The organism is Bacillus cereus group sp. BfR-BA-01441 (assembly GCF_022663075.1).
In the GTDB taxonomy this organism is placed as follows: Bacteria; Bacillota; Bacilli; order Bacillales; family Bacillaceae_G; genus Bacillus_A; species Bacillus_A cereus.
In genome coordinates this window covers 34889-59129 of the sequence record NZ_JAKUEU010000002.1, presented here as the reverse complement: position 1 = coordinate 59129, position 24241 = coordinate 34889, and the positions used below count along the sequence as shown (strand labels likewise).

The following is a 24241-nucleotide window of genomic DNA, read 5'->3' as shown; positions in this document are numbered from 1 at the left end:
ATCTAAATAGCCGGGTTTCTTTCATTTTATCTACTCGTCTTCTGAAACGACATTTTAATAAATTTCTCCGTCTTCGTTTCAAATTCCACATCAACAAAAACACCATATTCTTTTCCGTCTTCACGTAGCCACAATTTGAATTTTTCAACTGTTATTTGAACGGTTTTTGGTTTTCTACCTATATGAAGGTAATCAATAATCTCTGCTTTTGGGTACTGTTCTTTCGTTTTCTCTACAGCAAGCTTACCCCATTTTGCATACGGCGGCTGCGCATGAACAATTGATGAGCCTGTATATACATTTGAACATGTTGTTAGGAACAGAAGGACGAGTGCGACACGCTTTAACAAATTCTTCATGATGAACTCCTTTTATCCTTTTTTTATATTGTTTACATTTTCTTTCTACGATATTAGTTTGGATTTTTTTGTCTTCTTTACATAAAAGCGAGGCTTTTACAAAACATAACCAAGAAATCATTTACATAATTAAGGAGGGAAAATTATGCGCCAAAAAGCTATGTTTAAAATAGCGGTTTTACTTGCGTTCATAGGACTGTCTTTAATGGTCAGTAGTATACAACTAAAGAATGTAGAAGCATTTTCTAATCAAGTCATTCAAAGAGGAGCGTCGGGCGAAGATGTCATTGAACTGCAATCTCGTTTAAAATATAACGGATTTTATACGGGAAAAGTAGATGGTGTTTTCGGATGGGGTACATATTGGGCACTTCGGAATTTTCAAGAGAAATTTGGATTACCCGTTGATGGTTTAGCTGGAGCTAAAACGAAGCAAATGCTCGTGAAGGCAACGAAGTATGACAAATCAACTGCTAATAAAGGAACGACAACGAATAAAGGAAATAGTGGTGGCACTGCACAAGAGAATAAACCACCTCAAAATAAAGGGACAAATGTTCCGAACGGTTATTCTCAAAATGATATTCAGCTGATGGCAAACGCAGTATACGGAGAATCACGTGGTGAACCGTATTTAGGACAAGTTGCAGTAGCTGCTGTTATTTTGAACCGTGTTACAAGTGCGTCATTCCCAAATACTGTTTCAGGTGTAATCTTTGAACCTAGAGCATTTACAGCGGTAGCCGATGGACAAATATATTTAACACCAAATGAAACAGCAAAAAAAGCAGTTTTAGATGCGATTAACGGATGGGATCCAACAGGAAATGCTTTATATTATTTCAATCCAGATACTGCGACTAGTAAATGGATTTGGACTCGTCCACAAATTAAAAAAATCGGTAAACATATTTTCTGTAAATAGAGCGGAGGTGGGACAATGTTACGAGGTATTATCATTGTATTATTAACAGTCGGTGTAGTAGGAACAGGCTATTGGGGCTATAAAGAGCACCAAGAGAAAAATGCGGTTTTAATTCGAGCGGAAAATAGCTATCAACGTGCATTCCATGATTTAGCATACGAAGTCGATTTATTACACGATAAAATTGGCACAACACTTGCGATGAATTCACGATCATCTTTATCACCTGCATTAGCGGATGTATGGCGTTTAACATCTGAAGCTCGCTCAGATGTAGGACAACTACCTTTAACATTAATGCCATTTAATAAAACGGAAGAATTTTTAGCGAATATCGGTGATTTCAGTTACCGTGCAGCCATTCGTGATTTAGAAAAAGAGCCGTTAAATGAGCAAGAATATAAAACGCTACAAACTTTATATTCAAATGCAGGAAATATACAAGATGAACTAAGAAAAGTACAACATCTTGTTTTGAAAAATAATTTACGCTGGATGGATGTAGAAATGGCACTTGCATCAAATCGCGATCCAGCAGATAACACAATTATTGATGGATTGAAAACTGTAGAGAAAAACGTAACATCATATTCTTCTACAAACTTCGGACCGACCTTTACAAGTGCGCAAAAAAATAAAAAAGGTGGATTTGAAGCGGAAGGAAAGGCAATTTCTAAAGATGAAGCGGCGAAAATTGCCAAATCGTTTTTGAATTTAAAAGAAAATGAAAAAGTAGATGTTGAGAAAAGCGGAAAAGGTGCGAAAGAATCCTTCTATAGTGTGAAAATTAAAGATGAAGCAACGAACAATGAGTTCTATATGGATATTACCGGAAAAGGCGGATATCCAATTTGGGTTATGAATAACCGCGAAATTAAAGAACAGAAAGTTAGTTTAAACGATGCAGGTAGTAAAGGTTTGAAATTTTTAAAGGACCATAAGTTTAATAATATGGAGCTTTATGATAGCTCTCAATATGATAATGTTGGTGTATTTACGTATGTAGTAAATGAAAATGGAGTACGAATTTATCCAGAAGCAATCCAAATGAAAATTGCTTTAGATGATGGTTCTATCGTTGGGTTCTCCGCAAAAGAATACTTAGCGTCACATCAAAAGCGAACAGTTCCATCGGCAAAACTAACTGCAGCAGAAGCAAGAAAGAAAATCAATCCGGATGTAAAAGTCATGGAAGAACGTAAAGCTTTAGTAGTCAATGATTTGCATAATGAAGTGCTTTGCTATGAATTTGTAGGCACTTTAGGAAAAGATACGTACCAAATATTCATTAATGCTAATAGCGGGGCCGAGGAAAAGGTAAAGAAAATGCAAGCTGTTGAAAAAATTTATGATTAAACCTTAATAGTGAAGTGGTGAAAATAATGAAAACTCTAATATATATATTGATGCTTTGCTTCGTTATAACTGGATGCAGTATTGGAAAAAAAGACAATCCAAACGAAAAGCCGGAACAAAAAAATGTTTCAATGAAAAATGTTAATTATACGAATAAATCAAATAAGCCAAATGAAAAAGCAGCAGATCATTTAGCATCTTTAGCAGCAAGTGTGCCAGGTGTGAATGATGCAACAGCGGTCGTTGTTGGAAAATATGCTATTGTAGGTATTGATGTAAAAGCAAAACTTGATCGAACTCGAGTTGAATCAATTAAATACTCTGTTGCAGAAAGTTTAAAAAATGACCCTGACGGTGCTAATGCAGTCGTTGTAGCAGATGTTGATACGTATGAACGCCTCAAACAAATCGGAAAGCAAATTAAAAAAGGAAAAACAGGTGAAGGTATACTAGATGAATTAGCCGCTATTGTGGGCCGAGTAATGCCACAAGTTCCAAATGATATGATAGAAAATAGAGAAACGAATCCAATTAAAGATAATGATAAACAATTACCAAAAGATGAAGAACAAGAGTTAAGAAAAGAACAGGATGATCAATCAAATAATCATTTGAATAAATGAAATTAGCCTCGTACTTAATTGTACGAGGTTTTTAAATATAATATTAAATATTCAGTTTATTTTTAAGGGAATATATGGTTTAATTATCATAGGAGGGACAACTGTTATGATGAAAAAAAGCGCATGTATATTGTTTAGTTTATGCTTAGGTTTCAGTATGACAGCGTGTGAACAGAGAAAAGAAGTGAAAAACCAAACAGCAACTTCTTCTACTGTGATGGAAAGGCAACAGAAAGAGTCTATCAATATAAATCATTTCTCAAGTATAAATGAAGGAATGACTTATACAGAAGTGAAAGATTTAATTGGTTTTGAAGGAGATTTACTTATAGAAGAAGGGGTAGAGCATTCTACACAAATTAAACAAATTTTTGCTTGGAAAGGGAACGATCCAAATTCATTTGTTGAAATTACCTTTTTAGATGGAAGAGTGCATTCAAAAGCACAGCAAGGTATAAGTTAATAAGCTAAAAAATGGGAGAGTTTAGCATGAACATACACACAGGGGAAATTCAATTAGCTCCGTATAAGGAGAAATATAAAGAAGTTATACAAACATTTACTTTACCAAGTGAACAAGTTCAGTTTACATCAGATCCAAGCGCATTACTGGAGAAAGCAAAAAGTGATTATACAAAAAATGTGATTGTTATTTTAGATCACAATGGGGTACCGGTGGGTCTTTTCGCATTGGAAACGGGAGATAGAGTAAAGGAGTTCACAGATAATGAGGATGCTTTACTTTTAACGTCATTTTCTATTAATCACAATAGACAAAGAAAAGGATTCGCTAAAAAGTCATTGTTATTATTAGAAGAGTTTGTAAAACGTTATTTTCCAATAAAAAATGAAGTTGTACTTGCTGTGAATGAAAGAAATATTCCTGCACAAAATTTATATGCAAAAGTTGGTTTCCAAGATAAAGGTTTTAGAAGAATGGGACCAATTGGCCAACAAATAATAATGCATTTACCTATAATGAAATAATGAGATAGAAAACTTACTCTTGAATATTCAAGTAGTAGGTTTTTTTATTTTAACAATATATAATATATGTATATAAAATGAAACAGGAATGAAGGATATAAAAAATGAATCAAGATAGAAAATGGAATATCGTTGGACGAAGAGTGATTAAAACTGGGATTGCAGTTTTTCTTACAGTGTTAGTTTGTGATTTTTTTAACATCCCAACTATTTTTGCTGTAATAACAGCAATTGTTACAATTGAACCAACTGCAACAGACTCAATAAAAAAAGGACTTATTCGCTTTCCGGCCTCAACAATTGGATCGGCATATGCCATGACTTTCACATTTTTCCTAGGCCACCAAGCAATTTCTTATGCATTAGCTGCAATGTTTACGATCGTTACATGTCAAAAACTAAGGTTACATGCGGGAACTTTAGTTGCAACTTTAACTGCCGTAGCAATGATTCCAATTACGGCAAATCATTATTTTACTGCATTTTTAATTCGTTTAGCTACTACATCTACTGGTATTATAGTATCTACTTTAGTGAATTTTTTCATTTTTCCACCCCACTACACGAAAATGATTTTTGGATGTACAGAGGATCTATTTGCTAAAACAGCAAATATTATGGAAGAATGGATTCCTGCATTAGTTGCAGGAAAAGGTGTGAAAAAGGAGACTGCTCAGGATTTATCTAAATTGACTTTATTATTGCATAAGGCGATACAATTTGTTCAATATGAGCAGAAAGATTGGAAATATCATCAACATACAAAGAAGGAAATGAGAAGCTTTTTAACGATGCAGAAGCAACTTCATATATTACAGCAAATCATTTACCATATAGATAATTTAGCTCGGGTATCAATTGAGACTTGTGACTGGTCACAAAGTGAAAGAGAAATATTACAACGAACAATTCATTCTATAATTGCTATATTGAGAAACCGTTGTAATGAAATTGATGAGGAACATTTCAAACTTATTGCTGAATTAGACAAGCAATTTTGGAGTTATAAAAATGATTTAAAAGATTATAAACCAAATCATTATCATCACCATTTTTCAAGTGAATCTATTATTTTATTTGAGGTATTATCTATTCATGATATGTTAGAAGAATTAAAACAAATATCCGAGAAATATGAGTGGGAAAACCGATTCAATTGATAAGTTCATTTTACTGTGGGGGGGATAATATGACACTTTATATTGCATTACTAAGAGGAATCAATGTCGGTGGCCATAAAGTAATCAAAATGGCTGATTTAAAACGAGTGTTTGAATCAATAGGGTTAAAACAAGTGAAAACATATATACAAAGTGGTAATATTGTGTTCGAATCTGAGGAAGGTATAAACTTTCTAAAGGACCAAATACAATCTGAAATAAAAAAAGAATTTGATTTCGATGTTCCAGTCATGCTAAGAACACATGATGAATTTATAAATATTATTAAACAATGTCCATATGAAGTTCATTCATTGTTAGAAGGAGAAAGTGTTCATATTGCTTTTTTAGCTAATGTACTTTCTGAAGAAGAGAGTAGTCAATTGCTTACATTTAAAAGTGAACTTGAAGATTGCTATATAGATGAGAAGGTCGTTTATTTATTTTTCAAAAATAGCATTCGAAATTCTAAATTAATGAACCAGTTTCAGAAGTTACATACACCAGCTACAGTTAGGAATTGGCGGACTGTGAATAAATTAAAAGCAATTGTAGAGAGTATGTAAATATAAAAAGATGAGGTTTTCTACATGTAGAAAACCTCATCTTTTTACTTATATTGTTTTGCAACTATGAGTTCGACAATAGGATAAATAAAGAATGAAGAGCAAATTGCGATGAACAGGGGGAGGTTTTTTACTCCATCTAAATTAGCCCCCATAGAAAATCCTTCGGAGAAGATTAATAAAAGGAACATTACAACTACAAGCACAAAATACGCAATTTTAAAGCTTTTATATGTAATTTGTTGTCCCATCTCATCTTGACTTTCTTCTGACACACCGTGGGGATCTCCCCAAGTAATGTGATTAATTAAATTACTAAGTATTAACGAAATAGCAAAAATCGTACCACCTAAAATAGAACCTTCAGTTATGTATTTATATGTGCCATGTACTAGTATTGCAATTAATGCTAAAACAATGATTATAAAAATAGTTTTTTTAGTATTCAATAAATAATTGCCCCCTCGATTGTAAAAAACTCTTTACAAATATAAGTATAAAATTGGAAAAGTGTCATGTCAAATACTTTTTACACACAATATGTAAGTATGCAATATTTTGTTTTTATGATAAATAAAAAATTACAATACATTTGAATGTAAAAGAATGGGCTCGCATATATTTGGAAGGGATGTCAGATTAATTTAGGGGGTAGTTATGTCTATACTTTTAAAAGCTGGTGCAGATGCAGGAAACAACGGTTTGAAGTTAATGGTGAAAGGGCAAGACCCTATTTTTATTCCGAGTATTTATTCTTTATATATAGGTGAGCCTACAGGACTCTTAGATGAGGTAGATGTTTCATTATCTGAATTAGAAAACCACATTGATGTGACTATAAGTTCGCCATCGTTAATGCTAAATAATGTACGATACATCGTTGGAGAAAAAGTTATTCAAGATCAATTAAAAGGTACTGAGGTAGAGAAGAAATCGAATAAGTCAACGGATGAGTTAATGGTTATTACAATACTATCAGGTTTGGCGGTAAGCGCTATGCGTCAAAGTCCAACTTCTAGCCATATTAATATTCGTTATGATTTATCTGTCGCTCTTCCTATGCAGCTTATTACACAAGAAATAGCTGCTGAAAATGCAAAACGTTATATGGGAAATCATAAGGTTATTTTCCATTATCCGAACGGACGCGATGTGACAATTAATGTTTCAATTGAGTATTGTAAATGCCTGCCTGAGGGCGCTTCTGGTACGTGGGGCATTGTATACGATGAAGAAGGAAATGTTGTGAAACATAAAATAGAATGTGAGCAAAATCAAGTTTCTGAAATTGATTTTGTAGATAAAACTCTACTCTCTTTTGATATTGGTGCAGGGACGACAGAAGAAGTCGTTTCATTAGGGGTGAATTTCCGTCCGCAACTAAGTAAAGGTTTATCTTATGGTGTAAAAGAGACGTTACTACAAATCATTACGAGATGGAACCGGAAGTATCCAACTAAAACGATTGATAGTATTACAGAATTCAATCAAATTTATTTAAATGATAAGCATCCGAGAAATACCTTATTAGTTGAGGAATCACAGCCAGCGCTATTAGGTTTAGCAGCACGTGTTGCAACAGATATTATAAATAAAATTGATGATATGAAAGACGATCCATACGTGTTTATTTATGGCGGGGGTGCAGTAATTATTAAAAACAGTTTAAAAATGATTTTAAAGCAAAAAGGACGACTCAAAAATGTAATCTTTGTAGATAATCCGTTATTTACAAATGCACGAGGATTATTAGTTTATACTTGTTCGCCAAAATATAGAGAGCATAAGCAAAAAGAGTTAGGATTTACAAACTTAACGATAAGTTAGTTGGTGGAAGTATGCGATCTAGGCGATATAAACGTGGTGATCGAGTAAAAATCAATATTCATAAATCGGTATCACCTGAAATGCTTGCGTGGCTGAATAAACAATCAAATCCAACTAATTTCTTCTTTTTTGCTGCGCAGCAACTATTTAAACAAGTTGGAGATATTGACGTTTCAAAAGCTTTACCAAGCAGCCATGTTTTCTCATTATATGTGGAGCCTTCATCCTTATTAAAAGTCGAAGTAAACCCTTTTAAAAACATGACACTAGACACAAATACATCCACCGAAAATGCAAAAAAAAAATTATGGGAATCTGTTGATCAATTAGATTGTCCATTTTTTTAAACATAGAAAAATATAAAAAGTCCCCATCACTATACATACGAATACAGTGATGGGTTTTTGTTTGTAACTAGAAGGGGGCACAATTTGTGCCCCCTTCCATTAGTTATTTATCTAAATTTTAGATGTATGTTTAGAAACAGCGTTAATTATGCTTTCCCAGTCATCTGGATGGTTTTCATGGCCTGCCCCTTTAAGAGTTAATAGTACTGAGTTTGGAATTTCATCAATTAGTGCGAGGCCATGTTCAAATGGGAGTGCTGTATCGTCTGTTCCGTGAATAACCAATGTTGGTGCTTGTATGGAGTGAAGTACACCTTCATATGCATCATCACCTTGAAGTAAAGCGTGATTAAACATACTTAATAAATTGTTTGCGCGTTCTATTTCTTGTTTTACTTGTGTATAAACTCTATTTTCATCAAATATTCGTTCTGATCCACATAATAGACGAGATCCTGAAACTAAATATTCTGCCACATCATTTTTATTTGTCCAATCTATACTTGCGCTCTTTACATGATGTGTTAAAATCCTTTCATCCATTGGGGGTAAATCGCGAGTATTATTATCAGATCCTATTACACTAGTCGCTAGTAAAGTTAGCGTCAAAATTCTTTCGGGATGTTTTACAGCGGCAATTTGAGCAATCATACCACCTAATGACATACCAAAAAGATGGGCTTTATCAATATGATAAGCGTCTAATACTCCGATTGCATCTTCAGCCATATCTGTTACTGAATAATTTGAAGTGCCAGGTTCATATGTAACAGAGCGTCCAACATCGCGATTATCAAAGCGAATAACAAATTTTCCTGTGTTCGCCAACTGTTCACAAAATTCTTCATCCCAATATATCATTGAACAAGTAGCTCCCATAATTAATAAAATAGCGGGATCATTAGAGTTACCGAAGCTTTCTGTACATATATCAATACCGTTTATTTTAAATATCTTTTCACTCATAAAGTTAGCCCCATTTCTTTTGAATTTAATTAATAATACAGTTTTGAATAATTCTAAGATGTGTGTAAGATTCTTTTTGAAATTCATCCCGCTATTTGCCGGGCAGTAAGAGCCCGATTGGTGAGGAATGATTAAAGTTTCACTTTATAATGCTTTTTGCATAATTACCCCCAAAAATAAGTATATGGTAATTCAAGGCAAAAAATTTTGAGAAATAATTGTATGTTATTAAAATAAACAGCAAGGAGGAGAGGAAATGAAAGCAATCGTTATTGATCGATATGGCAGTGTTGAAGAATTGAAAGAAAGACAAGTTTTAAAACCGGTTGTTAAGAATAACGAGGTATTAATACGTATTTATGCAACATCTGTTAATCCAGTTGATTGGAAAATAAGAAAAGGTGACTTACAAGAACAGTTACGCTTTTCATTTCCAATCACTTTAGGATTAGATGTAGCTGGAGTTATTGAAGAAGTTGGAGAAGATGTAGAGTGTTTCAATATAGGAGATAAAGTGTTTACGAAACCTGAAAATATAGGAAGCGGCTCTTATGCTGAATTCATTGCAGTACAATTAGATTTAGTATCACATATGCCTAATAATATTAGTTACGAAGAAGCAGCTTCTATTCCTCTTGCAGGACTTACAGCGTGGCAAAGTCTTGTAGATTACGCAAAAATAAAAGAGAATGACCGTGTATTCATTCATGCTGGAGCTGGTGGCGTTGGAAGTTTGGCAATCCAAATCGCAAAATCATTTGGAGCTTTTGTTGCCACGACTGCTAGTAGTAAAAATAAAGAATTTTTACAGTCTTTAGGAGCGGATCTCGTTATTGATTATAAAAAAGATAAATTTGAAGAACTAGTATCAGATTTTGATATTGTGTTAGATACAATAGGTGGCGAAGTGCAAGAAAAAAGTTTTCGAATTATTAAACCTGGTGGTGTTCTAGTTTCCATTGTTCATGAACCACTACAAAAAGTAGAAGGAATAAAATCAGGATTTTTATGGCTAAAACCAAATGGAAAACAATTAGAAGAATTATCAGCTTTAATTGTAAACGGAAAAATCAAACCAATCATAAGTAAAGTGGTGCCATTTAATGAAGCAGGAGTTCGAGAAGCTCATATTTTGAGTGAAGGACAACATGTTAGAGGAAAGATTGTAGTTAAAGTGGAATGATAATAAAGATTACAGCTTATAGAGTAACTAGATTTGAATAACGAAAAAGCTCAACAATAGATAATATCCCATACTATACATTTTCATTTGCGGGTATTATTTATTGTTGGCTAATGTGATATTGCTTCTAACAAATACTTTTTCGTATTGTATCATGTAATTTCTCTAATCCAATTTCCATATCTTTCTCGTTTAACATTGAATAGCTAATTCTTAATTGGTTATCATTTGTTTCGTAGTTTAATAGACAAGCTGTTCCTGGTAAAAAAGAGACATCTACTTCATTTGCTTTTTGTAATAAGGTAAAGGGATCTATCGAATCAGGCAGTGTCACCCATAAATTAAAACCTCCATTTGGTATTTCAAAGTGTAGTTCTTTTAATGGCGATAATATATCAATTGTTAAATCACGTCTCATTTGTAAAGCTGTACGTAATTTTTCTAAATGGTTTTTCATACGTTCTGCACGTAAAAACGGTAGAAGTGCCTTTTGTGTTAATAAAGGACTACCGATATCCATTGAACCTTTTACTGCATATAGCCATTCAAAAATAGGACCATCGGCAATAAGTGCCGCGATACGCAGTCCTGGTGCTAACGTTTTACTAAATCCTTTTATATATATTACGTGGCCATCCTTATCAAAACTTTTGATTGGGGGCGGGACTATAGCATCCTCAAAATATATTTCTCCGAAAGAATCATCTTCAATAATAAAAAATTGATATAGCTCCGCTAGTTCTATAAGTTCCATTCTTCGTTCTTTACTCATTACTGTACCTGTCGGATTCTGAAAGGTGGGATTCGTATACAATAAAACGGGATTTTTACTTTGACAAATATCATCAATTAAGTCGGAGCGAACTCCATGATTATCAAGAGAAACGGGAATGATTTGAACACCTTTATTGATGAAAACATCAAGCGCGGCACTGTAACATGGACTTTCTACTAATACGATATCTCCAGGTTTTAATAATGTTTGAGCAATTAAATCAATTCCTTGTTGTGCTCCGCTTGTAATTAATAATTGAGATGGGTCTGTCACTAAATTCTGGTGTTCATATAAGTAATTTACTATTTCAACTCGCAATTCATAATCGCCTTGAACTGGCCCATAAGTTGCTAACAACATCGGATTTTTATCCAGCAATTTATGCATTTCGTCTGCCAAAAATGGATTTGGTAACAGACGGGGATACAGAATTGCTTGTGAAAAATCATAATATTTACGGTGTTTATTCATTGCATATTGAGAACGCATAACATTAATAGATCTTGATTGTTGCCATTTATACGGTATCGGTTTGAAATCTTTCTTTACACGTTTATATATGTAAGCACCTTTTCCTTGTTCGATGCGTATATACCCTTTCGTTTCTAACTGTTTATAAGCTTTACGAACAGTTAATACATTGATTTGTAAATCTGTGGCCATACAACGTAAAGAAGGAAGGGATTCACCATGTGAAAGCATACCACTTTGTACTCTTTCAACAATTTGCATATATATTTGCTTGTAATACGGTATGTTTGATTCTTTACGCAATACAATCTTCATAGGTTCACCTATTTTTCTTTTTAATTTAATTAAAGCGAAAAATATATAGGGAATCAACTACAACTTGAAGTAACTGTTATATGTACCGATACACTGTTATACACCATAGCCTCTATACTCATTTTAAGAGTAAAAAGGAGGAAGTAAAATGGTCATTTTTAATTACATTTTAGTATGTATTATTTTCGGGACAACATTTTTAACGATTAAAATTGGAATTGAAGCAGGAGCGCCACCGTTGTTTTCAGCAGGAATTCGTTTCTTTTTAGCGGGTATAATCCTTATGATTATTTTTAAATTAAAGCGAAAAGAAATTATGCCACATATATTTTCAAAACGTATTATGTATGCTGGATTTTGTTTAACATTTATGACATTCGCAAGTTTATATTGGTCAGAACAATATATTTCTTCGGGATTAGCTGCTGTTCTTTCTGCTACGGGACCAATGATGATTTTATTAATACAAGCAAAGAGGAATAGGGAGAAATTACAAAAGGAACAACTCGTTGCTTTAGTTATTGCACTAATAGGTGTTATATTTGTTTCTTTACCAGGAATGCATCAACAAGTAAGTTTCATATGGAGTATTGCTTGTATTGTTTTAGTTATAGGGGAGCTATTTTACGGAATAGGCTCTATTCGTTCAAAAGAAATACTGTCAGATTTATCAAATGTATCACCATTTCTTATTAACGGTATTCAAATGTTTTATGGAGGGATTTTACTACTCATCGCATCTATTATTGTAGAACAACCAAATGTAACCGTATTAACTTCATGGAGTGTGCAATGGCCTATTTTATATCTCATATTTATCGGATCGATTGGTGGACACGGATTATATTACTGGCTCTTATCAAAAACAAATCCAGTATTTCCATCGACGTGGTTATATGTATCACCATTAATTGCAATAATTGTGGGATATATCATTTTAGGAGAGCCTTTAAATCCTACAATGGGAATGGGGGCTTGTCTTATATTGATTGGTGTATTTTTGGCCAATCGTTCAACACTACGGACTTATTTCAAAAAAGGGCGGTTATTAGAGAAGGAGATGTAGTTTAATAAAGCAACAGCCCTGTATATTACAGGACTGATAAAATCAAAAACACAGTTGGAAAAATAACCAACTGTGTTTTTGATAATTAATTCACTTTTTTAATAAAGCCTTTATAATGACGTTTTACAAGCTGGCTTTCTAACGTCTTCATAGTTTCTAGTGCTACACCGACAATGATAAGTAAGCTTGTACCACCAATTTGAGCAGAAGGTGGTAACGTAGCAATTTTCGTGAATACGAGCGGTAATATAGAAATTGCACCTAAGAAAATTGCACCAATAAATGTTAAACGGTATAAAATTTTAGTTACATATTGTTCAGTTGCTTTACCAGGACGAATACCAGGAACATATCCATTTTGCTTTTTCAAATTCTCAGCCATTTGTTCAGGATTTACTTGAATAAATGCGTAGAAGTATGTGAAAGCAACGATAAGACCGACATAAAGTGTCATTCCAATTGGATGTGCGAAATCAAGATTTGCAACTAACCATTTTGATACGCTTGAATCAGGGAAGAGCTGCGCAATTGTACGCGGCGTCATTAAAAATGCAGAAGCAAAGATAACTGGTATAACACCAGCACTATTTACTTTAAGCGGTAAATGAGTGTTTTTTGCTCCTTGATATTGATTGTTTCCTGAAACAGCTTTTGCATATTGGATCGGTATTTTACGTACAGCTTGTTGAATGTAAATAACACCAACAACTATCGCTAAAATTACGAGTCCAATTAAAACAATTTTTATTATGTGCATAAATAGCTGATCGCCAGCATTTTGGAATTGTTGTAAATAAATTTGATTTGCAACATTTGGAATCGCGGCAACGAGACCTGCGAAGATAATCATCGAAATACCATTACCAACTCCGTTAGCGGTAATTTGTTCGCCTAACCAAAGTAAAAATGCAGTACCTGCAGTTAAAACTGTCGCAATAAATAAGTATGTAGTCCAGCTTTGATCTGTTATTAATTGTCCACCTGCTATATTATTAAAGCCATAAGACATTCCGATGGCCTGTATGAATGCGAGAATGATTGTAAAGTATCGAGTGAATTGAGCTGATTTCTTACGGCCCATTTCTCCTTGCTTTGCCCATTCCGAAAACTTAGGTATAACATCCATTTGTAGTAATTGTACTATGATGGAAGCTGTAATATATGGTGTAATACCTACAGCAAAGATTGAGAAATGTTGCAATGCTCCTCCACCAAATACGTTTAACATACCTAGAACGTTAGCTTGATCTTGTACTTTTAATACCTCTGCGTTAGTATGAGGAACTGGAATAAACGTGCCAATTCGAAAAACGATTAACATCGCTAGTGTAAAAAGGATTTTCCTTCTTATCTCAGCTACTCTCATGAAATTTGAAATCGTACGAAACATTATGTCGCCTCCTATATTTTTATCAGTAAAAAACTGATTATTATACCCTATGAAGTAACCACAAACCTCCTTCCGCACTAAATTCATTTGACAAATGGATTTTCATACACTTTGTAGTTTTCACGGATATAAAAATATAAGGTGTTATATAAGCGACCTTTACACTTTACGTAATCATTCAATACCCATAATATATCGAATAAATTAACAAATGTACATACATACGCATTAAAAATGAATAAATAGGGTCATTTTTTACATTTATTTAATGATAAATTGATAGGACATTATTATTCAAGATTGTTATACATGTTATAAAAATAAAAGCGAGCCATTATGATTTATAACTAATATTCATTCAAATGTGTCAGCTAATAGCGTCTCCCAATCTTTAAAGGATAATTTATCAGTTATATGTTTTAGTGCGTTAGGTACAAAAATATGACAAATAAGTTCTAAGCTATTACCATCTGGATCAATAAAATAAACAGATGCATTACCTTGATGTGGACGGACAAATGGTTCAATAGATTCATTACTCCCAAACGGAACAGCTTTAATTTGAAGTGAGTGTAACCAATGTAATGATTCTTTTAAATCCTCATAGGAAACTCTAAATGCAATATGACGTAAAGAAGGATGATATTTTGTTTCGTATTCAGAGCCCGCCCATAATCCCAGCCAACTTTTCCCATCCTCAATCCAAAAGAATGCTGTTGATTCATCGCTCCAGGCTAACTTCAACCCTAGTTTTTCATAAAATTCGATAGATTGTTGTAAATTACTCACTGGTAAATGCGCTTCGTATATTCCTTTAATCAATTAAAATCCTCCACCTTTTTATTTTCTTACAATTAATATATCGATTTAAAAAGAATGTAAAATCAAATAAAAGTATGAAAGTACATACTACTTTAGTAGTAATAGTAATCAATTATATTTCAATTCAAATTCATCGCCCGCTGATTAAAGTTTCACTTTATGTGATTAGAAAATTCTTTTTGTTTAAGAAGGAATAAATATTAAAGAAAGCTAAATAAACAGTGTATATATTTATAGGGGAGAAGATGTAAATGAAAGTTGTTATAAAAAAAATACCACCATTAGAAGTAGCGTATATAAGACGAACTGGTAGCTACTTTGAACCGCAAGATCACTGGGGAAAGTTACTGAACTGGTCAATTGAAAATAAACTGTATCCACCAGAGCAATCATTTATCGGAATATCATTAGATAATCCTGAACTTGTTGCAAGTCATAAGTGCCGGCATGATGCATGTGTTACGATTCCTGAAAACTTCGATAAAGAAAAGTATCATGATGTGCAATTTAAAAGATTAGATGGAGGTACATATGGTCTATACCAGTTCTATGATGAACCTCATAAATTAAGTGAAGTGTATCAATACATGTATGTAGAGTGGCTACCAAATAGTGAGTATGATGCAGATTATGATAGAGATAATTTAGAGTTTTGCTTAAATAATGTTGCTGAAGATCTAGACGGAAAGTTAAAGGTTGATTTATTTGTGCCAATTAAAAAGATATAAAAAAACAAATAAGTTCATTTGTGGCTTTAAAATAAAATTGGAATAGTAGTGAAAGAAAAACTTTTTTTGAAGATAATATCTCTAGCGTAGAAATTTAAGTATGTAGGTTGCAATGAAAGGAGAATCCACATGGATACATTTGTAAATGACAAGTTTTATGAAACGAGAGATCAATTATTTGAGGAAATTACTTTGTTGAGTGATGCTCAATTTAATAGGAAACCAGATAAGGATAAATGGAGTATTGCACAAGTTTGTCATCATTTAGTTTTATTAGATGAGAGAGTGATAACAGTTATTTCCTCAGGGTTAAAAAAGTTAGATAGTACCCAAAATGAGCGTAAAGAAATTCACACTATTTTATTAGATAGAACGAAAAAGTTTATAGCTCCAGAAATGATTGAACCAAGTATAGAACCATTTGAAGTGGAGCAAATGCTCAATATGCTAAACGAATCAAGAAAAGAATTGATGCGTTTCCTGAGTACAATAGAAGATGAGTCTATATTAGCGAAAAAATCAGTGATGCATCCAGCTCTTGGAGAATTATCCCTTGATCAGTGGATAGAATTGATTTATTTACATGAACAGCGTCATATTTCACAAATAAAAGAGATAAAATTGCTTTGTGAAATTGAAAAGTAAAAATTATTCCCTATTTATTGATACGTATTATAAACAGGGGAAACGGTTGATTCATATTGATTCAGAAGAAAACAAAAATAGAATGAAATTAGTTGAAAGTGACCAATAAGCTTAAGAAAATATGAAACTATCCGATTTTCTGTATAAGTGTAACCCCGTCTTAAATGAAGAGCGGGGTTATTTTTTTTTGAAAGTGTTTTTATTTAGAAGGAAATAAATCAGCAACAAAATTCAAAAAATAATCATCATAACATATTGTATATGCCCGTTTTAATAAATTGAAATGGTGATGAATGATATGTCCTTATTTTGAAAGTACACTTCACATCCTTAAGGAAGGTGTATTCTGTCAGGAAATGATAAAATACCATTCTGTTAGGGGATGTATGCAATTTATTCTCTTTATTTTTGCAACAGAACCACCTTCAAAATTATCTTTTGTAGTTGAAGTTTCCTGAATAATAAGTTACATTTTTAAAGTTCAAGCAACTTTATGAAAGTACAAAAAGGGGAGAAATATTATTATTATGCAAAAAATGAAATGGAAGAACTATGTATGTTACTTTGTAATTTTATTACTGCTTGGAACGGCAGTAATAGTCAAACCATCTATCTCTAAGGCTGAGGAATCTGAAGTTAATATTACATTGTTAGGTACTGCAGATATTCATGGTAGATTTATGCCTTGGGATTATGCGCTTGATGGAGCAAATATGAGTGGAAGTTTGACGCAGCTTTATACGGTTATAAAGAAGGTCCGTCAAGAAAATCCAAATACCATATTAGTAGATGCCGGGGATACAATTCAAGGAAACTCAGTAGAATTATTCAACGATAAGCCACAATCGCCAATGATGGTAGCGATGAATACAATGGGATATGATGCCTGGGCATTTGGAAATCATGAATTCAACTTTGGATTAGATACATTGAAAAAAGTTAGTGAGCAATATAAGGGAAAAACGTTAGCAGGAAATATTTATAAGGAAAATGGAGAGCGCTTTCTTCCTGCATATACAATTGTAGAAAAAGGTGGAATTAAAGTTGGGATTATTGGTATGAATACACCAATGATTAGTGATTTTGAAAAAGGGACAGATCACTTAAATGGTTTAGTGGTGAAAAATCCGGTAGAAGAGACGAAAAAGGCAATTAAGGAATTAGAAGGTAAAGTAGATGTAATGGTAGGAGTTATGCATATGGGACTAGAAAATGAGAATGGTATCCCTGGTACTGGTGTTCAAGATATTGCAAATGCTTGTCCGGAACTAAGTGCTATTTTTGCGGCTCATATGCATAAACTTGTAAAAAAAGAAGTTGTAAATGGCGTAATTATTACAGAACCAGATAAATATGGAACACATATTTCACGTATTGACCTTACTTTTACAAAGCAAGATGGGAAGTTGGCTTTAAAAAATAAAACTGCTACCGCTATACCTGTAAAAAATGCTGATGGGACAACGATATTATCCGATCCTACACTTGAAGAAACATTAACACCTTTTCACGAATATGCGAGAGGAGATGCAAATGTTGTAGTCGCTCAATTAAAGGGTAGAAATCTTGTTCCTGAAAATGAAATAAAGGGTATTCCAAGTGTTCAGATTCAAGAAACACCTTTATCAGATTTCTTTCATGAAGTTATGCTCTACTACAGTAAAGCAGATGTAGTAGCCCATCAAATTGATAATGATTATGCCCGTTTAGATACAGGCCCTATTAAGAAAAAAGATATTGCGTACAATTACCAATATGCCTTGGGAGAAATTACAGTATATAAGATTTCTGGAAAAGATTTAAAAGACTATATGGAATGGGCAGCAGGATATTTTAACTCATCTCGTGCCGGAGATGTAACCGTTAGCTTTGATAAAACCCGCCGTGCATCTAAATACAGTACGAACGATTTCTTTGGAGGCGTAAAATACGAAATTGACTTAACAAAACCATATGGAAGCAGAATTACAAATTTACGCTCTATTCGTACAAACAAACCAATCAAAATGAGCGATGTTATGACGTTGGGAATGAATGCATATAGAATGGAGGCTCTTCAGGCAAAAGGTGGAGCTTTAGAGGGGCGTAAGTTTGAACAAATTTGGTCATCTAAACAAGAGAATGCATTTGGAGAAACAGGCGGAACCATTCGTAACCTTGCTATTACATATTTAAAAGAGGTAAAGAACGGTGTATACACACCAAAAGTTATGCATAATTGGAAAATTACTGGTGTAGATTTACATTCTTCAGTGCATAAGGCGGTAGTTGATCTTGTGAATAAAGGGATTTTAGAAATTCCAAAAACAGAAGACGGAAAATACACAAATATAGCATCTATAAATACGAAAGACTCAATTTCAAAAGAAGAGATTATATTACTCTCACAAAAAGCAAATATTAATCCAAATCAGTTTAATCATGTAAAGACAAAAGGTGAATTTTACAAAAAACTTAGTAGGATTACTAAAAAAATATAAATTATAAAATTTCTTATAGTAATTGTTATTTTAATAACATTAAACCCACTCTTACAATAGTAAAGAGTGGGTTTTTATGTTGTTATTTAGAGGTAAGTATACTTTTATTACAATGAATATAGATAATTAATAACTAACCAATTGGGTGAGCGTCTTAGGGAGCTCTTTTTTATTGAAATTAATGCATTTATATGAGTTGTTCTTTAATTGTAGCATCATCCTTAATTTATGTAATTTTGCATAATGTTACATAAATTGTGTATTTTCTCTTTTTTTAGACATTAATAGACAGTATACTTTGTACAAGCTTTCTATTTCAAAAATTATACGAGGTGAAATAATGAAAAACAAAAAGACATTAACTAAGGTAGCATTAACAACAGGATTAGCTTTAACAGCTGTGGCACCATATGGGGTAGGTCATGCAGAGGAAACAGATCAACTACAAGTTCAAATTCAGGAGGAATCGTTCCGTTCGGGTGAACTTACACAGCCGTCACAAAAGGCACCAGAAAATGTAGTAAAGGATGCACTTAAGGAGAAAACAGAACAAGCTCTGTCCCAAAAACAAGTCAATGGAGAAGCAGGAGTAGATTATAAAGTCCTTCAAAAACGTGGTTCGTATGATGGAACTACACTTGTGCGTATGCAGCAAACATACGAAGGAAAAGAAGTATATGGACATCAATTAACTGCACACGTAGATAATAAGGGTGTTATTAAAAGTGTTTCAGGCGATAGCGCGCAAAATTTAAAACAAGAAGAATTGAAAAAACCTATTAATCTATCAAAAGATGAAGCAAAACAATATATTTATACGAAATACGGGAACGATATCAAGTTTATTTCTGAGCCAGAAGTTAAAGAGGTTATTTTTGTTGATGAAAATAATGGACAAGCTAGCAATGCATACCAAGTTACCTTCGAAGCTGCAACACCAAACTATGTTTCTGGTACTTATTTAGTAAATGCACAAAATGGTGATATGTTAAAAAATATGGTAAAAGAATCTAACTTAAAAGCAAGTGAAAAACTAGTTGGAGCCTTAAAGAAAAGTAAACAAAGCAGCCTTACATCATTAACAGGAACAGGAAAAGATGATTTAGGTATTAATCGTTCATTTGGTATCTCTAAACAAAGTAATGGCAAATATGCTCTTGCTGATTATACAAGAGGGCAAGGCATTGAAACATATGATGTGAATTACAGAGATATTACTAAAGAAGAAAGCTATTATCCTGGTACATTAGCGACAAGTACTTCGGCAACATTTAACGATCCAAAAGCAGTAAGTGCTCATTACTTAGCAACAAAAGTATTTGATTTTTATAAAGATAAATACAAGCGTAATAGCTTTGATAATAAGGGACAAAAGGTAGTTTCAGTTGTACACGCTTGGGATTCTGAAGAGACGAATGATCCGAAAAATTGGCAGAATGCATTAAGTGCTAATAATGGAAGTATGCTTGTATATGGCGATCCTATTGTTAAAGCATATGACGTAGCTGGACATGAATTTACACATGCTGTTACTTCTAGCGAATCTAATCTTGAATATTACGGGGAATCCGGTGCGATTAATGAGGCGCTATCTGATATTATGGGAACATCTATTGAGAAATACGTAAATAATGGAAACTTTAACTGGACAATGGGAGAACAAACGGGATCTGTTTTCCGTGATATGGAAAACCCAGCTTCTGTGCCATCTTCACTTGGAGTGCCTTATCCAGATGATTACAGTGAATTTAACGATTTTAATGGATGGGATCAAGGCGGTGTTCATTTTAATTCAAGTATTATTAATAAAGTTGCGTATCTGATTGCAAAAGGCGGAACTCATAACGGAGTAACAGTTAAAGGAATTGGTGAAGATAAAATGTTTGATATTTTCTATTATGCAAATACAGATGAGTTAAACATGACTTCTAATTTCAAAGAATTGAGATCAGCATGTATTCGAGTGGCAACTAATAAATATGGTGCGAATACAGCTGAAGTTCAAGCAGTTCAAAAAGCATTTGATGCAGCAAAAATTAAGTAATTTAGAAATATAGTTATCATTCATATATTAATACATTATGAAAAACAGCTAATGTCATTTTAAGGATATTAGCTGTTTTTTACGTAGCAATGTATTATTGAAAATAAACTGACTAAGCAATAATGAGGCACTTTACCTGTAAGAAGTTGTGACAAATAAATAAGGTTTAAAATATATAAAAACAGAAAATTAATAATATATTGACCTCTTGATAGAAAGTCTATAAAATGAAAGCGATAACAAACGATTGCTTTAAAATGTTTTCCCTGATCTTTTAGTATTTACAAATATATGAAGGCATAAACAAATCTATTTTTTTAAGTACTAATGCAAACGTTTTCGTATTAAAAGGTCATTGAAATACATACGTGAAAATAGCCGATATGGAGGTGAAGTAAAAGAGATTTCTAGATTAATTTAAGCAGTGTTATTCAGTGTAAGCATAATAAATCGTTAGTAATATTTGAAGAAAGGGTGTATGTGATGCAAATTATAAAAAGATTAATTAACAAAACAGTTTTATTACTTACTTTAATCGTTATGTTATCATCTGTTTTCTCCTTTCAGAGTGTGAAGGCAGTTTCAAATTCGAAAACAACTGAAATTATCATTCATTACAAAGAAAAGCTTGGAAATACAAAAGACTGGAATCTTTGGTTATGGGGAGAAAATGCAAATGGTACATCTTATGAATTTACTGGTGAAGATGAATTTGGAAAATACGCTAAGATAAAAATAGACGGTGACTATAATCGTGTAGGATTTATAGTTCGAACAAATGAATGGGAAAAAGATGGTGGGGATCGTTGGATTGAAAATATAAAGGACGGTCGTGCTGAAGTATGGATCCTTTCGGGTGATGAAAAAGTATATAACTCTAAGCCTTCATCGGATCTCTCAATTCAAAAAGCAACTATTGATAGTTTCCATGAAATTACTGTAACGACTAATGTCCCGTTTAATATTAAGGAAAAGAAAATTGAAATTGAAGGCATTAAAATTAAGAATATTACTCCTTATGATATAAACAGTGGCGATATTACTAATAAGGTCAAAATAATTACGGAACAGAAAATTGATTTAAAACAAACATACAAAGTTAAAATAGAAAACTTAGCTGATACGAATACTGAAATTGGTCAAGTCATTCGTAGCGAAGAATTTGATAATTTATTTTATTATGGTGGTAACGATTTAGGAAATACATATACTCCGCAACATACAAAGTTCCGTTTATGGGCTCCTACTGCAAGCGAAGCGAAGTTAGTTACATATAAAAAATGGAGCGATAAAATAGGTGCTGAAATAAACATGCAACAAGGTGAAAAGGGAACTTGGACATCAGAACTAAAGGGGAACCAAAAAGGGCTCTTTTATACGTATAAGGTCAAAATTGGTGATAAGTGGACTGAAGCAGTTGATCCATATGTGCGTGCTGCTTCTGTAAATGGGGATAAAGGTGCAGTCGTTAATTTAGAAGAAACAAATCCGAAAAAATGGAAAGCAAACAAAAAGCCAAAATTTAAAAATCCGGAAGATGCTATTATTTATGAGTTACATGTACGCGATCTTTCCATCCAATCTGAAAGTGGTATTAAACAGAAAGGGAAGTATTTAGGTGTAACAGAAAAAGGAACAAAAGGGCCAGAAGGTGTAAAAACAGGACTTGATCATATAAAGGATCTTGGTGTTACTCACGTTCAGTTTTTACCAATATTTGATTATGCTTCTGTAAATGAAGAGACTTTAAATGAACCGCAATATAACTGGGGATATGATCCTAAAAATTTCAACGTTCCAGAAGGCTCCTATTCTACAAATCCTTATGAGCCGACTGTTCGAATAACTGAATTAAAGCAAATGGTTCAAACACTGCATGATAATAATCTTCGTGTGGTGATGGATGTAGTATATAACCATATGTATAACGCTGCTGAGTCTAATTTTCATAAGTTAGTTCCAGGTTATTATTATCGTTACAATGAAGATGGAACATTTGCAAATGGAACTGGAGTAGGAAACGATACTGCTTCAGAAAGAAAAATGATGAGGAAATTTATGATAGATTCCGTCACATATTGGGCAAAAGAATACAATTTAGATGGATTCCGTTTTGATTTAATGGGTATTCATGATTATGAAACGATGAATGAAATACGTAAAGCTGTTAATCAAATTGACCCTTCTATTATACTACACGGAGAAGGATGGGATTTAAATACACCTCTTGCAGCTGAGCTAAAAGCAAATCAAAAAAACGCAGAGAAAATGAAAGGGATTGCTCATTTTAACGATAATATACGTGATGGGTTAAAAGGTAGTGTATTTGAGGAGAAGGAAAATGGTTTTATAAATGGAAAGGAAAACATGGAAGATCGTATTAAAAAAGGTATTACGGCAGGTATTGACTACGATACAAATTCGTCTACCTATCAAGATCCGGAACAGGTATTAACTTATGTGGAAGCACATGACAATCATACATTATGGGATAAACTTGAGTTAACTAATCCAGGTGACAATGATGAAGTGCGAAAACAAATGCACAAATTGTCTTCTTCAATTTTATTAACATCACAAGGAATTCCATTTTTACATGCAGGGCAAGAGTTTATGCGGACGAAATACGGTGATCATAATAGTTACAAATCTCCAGATTCAATTAACCAGATGGATTGGTTGCGCCGTGCAACGTTTAATAATGAAGTAGATTATATGAAGGGTTTAATAGAATTACGCAAAAAGTACTCAGCTTTTCGAATGACATCTGCAGCGCAAATAAAAACACAAGTTTCATTTATAGGTGCCCCGAAAAATACGGTAGCTTATACAATAGAGGGGAATAAAAATGAATACTTTACAGTGGCTCACAATGCAAATAGAGAAGCGGTTGAAATAACACTTCCATCGAAAGGGCCTTGGAAAGTACTAGTAGACGGGAAGCAGGCGGGAAGTAAACCACTTTATGTTGTCCATGACAATAAAATTAAAGTTCCTGCATTAAGTTCCATTGTTTTAAAATCAGAAAAACCGATTAAATAAAAGCGAAGAGTGTAGAAATAAATACTGAATTGAGCAAAGTTAATAAGGATTGCAAATTTTAAAAGCGAAGTAAAAACAACCTTTACTTTGCTTTTAAAATTAATATAGCATAATTTCACATACTGTAATTAAATTACAATTCAATAAAGAACAAACAAAAAGAG

Annotated in this window: 22 protein-coding genes; 16 read left to right on the top strand and 6 right to left on the bottom strand. The window is 33.1% G+C overall.

All coding sequences use genetic code 11. The features are described from left to right. Positions 1-26: 26 nt before the first annotated feature. Positions 27-359, bottom strand: coding sequence for a DUF3889 domain-containing protein (locus MR107_RS01370; protein ID WP_000793373.1), 333 nt, complete (start codon positions 357-359; stop codon positions 27-29). Between the two features lie 145 nt (positions 360-504). On the opposite strand from MR107_RS01370, the gene sleB reads away from it, so the two are divergent. The 7 genes from sleB (at position 505) to MR107_RS01335 (ending at position 5976) form a co-directional block, all read left to right on the top strand. Next, complete coding sequence (sleB, locus tag MR107_RS01365) at positions 505-1284, top strand: spore cortex-lytic enzyme (RefSeq protein ID WP_001249063.1); 780 nt, start codon at positions 505-507, stop codon at positions 1282-1284. Positions 1285-1299: 15 nt separating this feature from the next. After that, positions 1300-2640 (top strand): germination protein YpeB, encoded by a 1341-nt coding sequence (gene ypeB / locus MR107_RS01360; protein WP_242292011.1) that lies wholly within the window; start codon positions 1300-1302, stop codon positions 2638-2640. A gap of 26 nt (positions 2641-2666) precedes the next feature. Then, the gene (locus MR107_RS01355) at positions 2667-3263 is read left to right on the top strand and encodes a YhcN/YlaJ family sporulation lipoprotein (RefSeq protein ID WP_000854053.1); all 597 of its coding nucleotides are present in this window, start codon (positions 2667-2669) and stop codon (positions 3261-3263) included. Between the two features lie 106 nt (positions 3264-3369). Beyond that, positions 3370-3726, top strand: coding sequence for a hypothetical protein (locus MR107_RS01350; protein WP_000976446.1), 357 nt, complete (start codon positions 3370-3372; stop codon positions 3724-3726). Positions 3727-3737: 11 nt separating this feature from the next. Beyond that, entirely contained in the window at positions 3738-4250 is a 513-nt protein-coding gene (locus MR107_RS01345; protein WP_002025890.1) for a GNAT family N-acetyltransferase, read from the top strand. A gap of 104 nt (positions 4251-4354) precedes the next feature. Continuing rightward, a complete protein-coding gene (locus tag MR107_RS01340) occupies positions 4355-5410 on the top strand; it encodes an aromatic acid exporter family protein (RefSeq protein WP_242292010.1) in 1056 nt (351 codons plus the stop codon). Positions 5411-5439: 29 nt separating this feature from the next. After that, positions 5440-5976 carry a DUF1697 domain-containing protein gene (locus MR107_RS01335; protein ID WP_000177387.1) on the top strand — a complete coding sequence of 179 codons (537 nt, stop codon included), beginning with the start codon at positions 5440-5442 and terminating at the stop codon, positions 5974-5976. 44 nt (positions 5977-6020) lie between these two features. Here the strand turns inward: MR107_RS01335 and MR107_RS01330 are convergent, their stop codons facing one another. Further along, the gene (locus MR107_RS01330; protein ID WP_001093141.1) at positions 6021-6425 is read right to left on the bottom strand and encodes a hypothetical protein; all 405 of its coding nucleotides are present in this window, start codon (positions 6423-6425) and stop codon (positions 6021-6023) included. A gap of 208 nt (positions 6426-6633) precedes the next feature. On the opposite strand from MR107_RS01330, the gene MR107_RS01325 reads away from it, so the two are divergent. Both MR107_RS01325 and MR107_RS01320 read left to right on the top strand, forming a co-directional pair. Further along, positions 6634-7803 (top strand): ParM/StbA family protein, encoded by a 1170-nt coding sequence (locus MR107_RS01325; protein WP_000025622.1) that lies wholly within the window; start codon positions 6634-6636, stop codon positions 7801-7803. 11 nt (positions 7804-7814) lie between these two features. Continuing rightward, a complete protein-coding gene (locus MR107_RS01320; RefSeq protein ID WP_001257760.1) occupies positions 7815-8150 on the top strand; it encodes a hypothetical protein in 336 nt (111 codons plus the stop codon). A gap of 111 nt (positions 8151-8261) precedes the next feature. On the opposite strand, the gene mle is transcribed toward MR107_RS01320, so the two are convergent. Further along, positions 8262-9116, bottom strand: coding sequence for a BCA family alpha/beta fold macrolide esterase (mle, locus tag MR107_RS01315; RefSeq protein WP_001290785.1), 855 nt, complete (start codon positions 9114-9116; stop codon positions 8262-8264). 256 nt (positions 9117-9372) lie between these two features. On the opposite strand from mle, the gene MR107_RS01310 reads away from it, so the two are divergent. Then, positions 9373-10299, top strand: a complete 927-nt coding sequence (locus MR107_RS01310) for an NADP-dependent oxidoreductase (RefSeq protein WP_000644580.1) — start codon at positions 9373-9375, stop codon at positions 10297-10299. Positions 10300-10426: 127 nt separating this feature from the next. Here the strand turns inward: MR107_RS01310 and pdxR are convergent, their stop codons facing one another. Continuing rightward, a complete protein-coding gene (gene pdxR, locus MR107_RS01305) occupies positions 10427-11860 on the bottom strand; it encodes a MocR-like pyridoxine biosynthesis transcription factor PdxR (RefSeq protein ID WP_088344313.1) in 1434 nt (477 codons plus the stop codon). A gap of 148 nt (positions 11861-12008) precedes the next feature. Here pdxR and MR107_RS01300 point away from each other — a divergent pair, with 148 nt between their 5' ends. Further along, entirely contained in the window at positions 12009-12926 is a 918-nt protein-coding gene (locus MR107_RS01300; protein ID WP_000234337.1) for a DMT family transporter, read from the top strand. A gap of 85 nt (positions 12927-13011) precedes the next feature. On the opposite strand, the gene secY is transcribed toward MR107_RS01300, so the two are convergent. Both secY and MR107_RS01290 read right to left on the bottom strand, forming a co-directional pair. Then, positions 13012-14316, bottom strand: a complete 1305-nt coding sequence (gene secY / locus MR107_RS01295) for a preprotein translocase subunit SecY (RefSeq protein ID WP_000490135.1) — start codon at positions 14314-14316, stop codon at positions 13012-13014. A 354-nt stretch (positions 14317-14670) separates the two neighbouring features. Next, positions 14671-15138 (bottom strand): VOC family protein, encoded by a 468-nt coding sequence (locus tag MR107_RS01290; RefSeq protein ID WP_242245042.1) that lies wholly within the window; start codon positions 15136-15138, stop codon positions 14671-14673. A gap of 251 nt (positions 15139-15389) precedes the next feature. Here MR107_RS01290 and MR107_RS01285 point away from each other — a divergent pair, with 251 nt between their 5' ends. From MR107_RS01285 to pulA, 5 genes are all read left to right on the top strand, one after another. Beyond that, complete coding sequence (locus MR107_RS01285; protein ID WP_242292009.1) at positions 15390-15866, top strand: AraC family transcriptional regulator; 477 nt, start codon at positions 15390-15392, stop codon at positions 15864-15866. 129 nt (positions 15867-15995) lie between these two features. Then, positions 15996-16511: a DinB family protein gene (locus MR107_RS01280; RefSeq protein ID WP_000379366.1), complete on the top strand. Its 516-nt coding sequence runs from the start codon at positions 15996-15998 to the stop codon at positions 16509-16511. Between the two features lie 527 nt (positions 16512-17038). Beyond that, positions 17039-18991 carry a bifunctional metallophosphatase/5'-nucleotidase gene (locus tag MR107_RS01275; RefSeq protein WP_048656487.1) on the top strand — a complete coding sequence of 651 codons (1953 nt, stop codon included), beginning with the start codon at positions 17039-17041 and terminating at the stop codon, positions 18989-18991. Positions 18992-19331: 340 nt separating this feature from the next. Then, a complete protein-coding gene (locus MR107_RS01270; protein WP_061457318.1) occupies positions 19332-21035 on the top strand; it encodes a M4 family metallopeptidase in 1704 nt (567 codons plus the stop codon). Between the two features lie 483 nt (positions 21036-21518). Then, complete coding sequence (gene pulA, locus MR107_RS01265) at positions 21519-24077, top strand: type I pullulanase (protein WP_242292008.1); 2559 nt, start codon at positions 21519-21521, stop codon at positions 24075-24077. The last annotated feature ends 164 nt before the right edge of the window (positions 24078-24241 follow it).